This is a genomic window from Maribacter sp. 2-571 (genome assembly GCF_050589625.1).
Classification (GTDB): domain Bacteria; phylum Bacteroidota; class Bacteroidia; order Flavobacteriales; family Flavobacteriaceae; genus Pelagihabitans.
The window spans coordinates 1-671 of record NZ_JBNGOP010000086.1 but is presented as its reverse complement, the minus strand read 5'-3'; the positions used below and the strand labels follow the sequence as shown (position 1 = coordinate 671).

Sequence of the window (671 nt, the reverse complement as noted above, 5' to 3'; positions counted from 1 at the left end):
TGTGTGAGTTCCCCTCGGTTCAGATAGCCCCTGGCAACGCCCGCGCCGCCAATGTACAACTCCCCCACAACACCCACTGGAATCGGTTGAGTATTGGAATCTAATACGTAGACTTTAGTATTTGAATTAGGCGCGCCTATGTTAGTTGCCCTATCTCCCTTCTGAAAATCATGCATGGTAGTACAAACGGTACCCTCTGTAGGGCCATAGGCATTGATAAACCTTCTGTGATCACTCCAACGCTCCATAACATCTAAAGAACAAGATTCCCCTGCAATAACCAATATCGGTAATGCCCCTTCCATGTCTTCCATTGAAAGGGTTTCTAAGAATACCGGAGGTAAAGTAGCTAGGTCAATAGCATAGTCTTTGATGTACTGCGACACTTGTTGCCCTTCTTGACGTGTAAAGACATTGATTATATGAAGTTCCGCCCCCACACTTAAAGTGCTAAAAATCTCCCATACCGAGGCATCAAAAACCAAAGAAGCATATTGTAAGACTTTTTGACCTGCAAAAATTGAGAAATAAGAACTTTGTACCTGTATTAAATGGTTTAGGTTTTTATGTTCTACCATCACCCCTTTGGGTGTTCCAGTAGTACCCGAGGTGTAGATCACATAGCATAGGTCCGTTGGGGATATGGATAATCCTGGGTTGTTGGTATATAC

1 protein-coding gene is annotated in these 671 nt (G+C 43.5%); it reads right to left on the bottom strand.

Going from position 1 to position 671, the window contains the following annotated elements:
- A partial coding sequence (locus ACRD7P_RS20985) for an AMP-binding protein (protein WP_430909764.1) occupies positions 1-671 on the bottom strand: 671 nt, incomplete at both ends.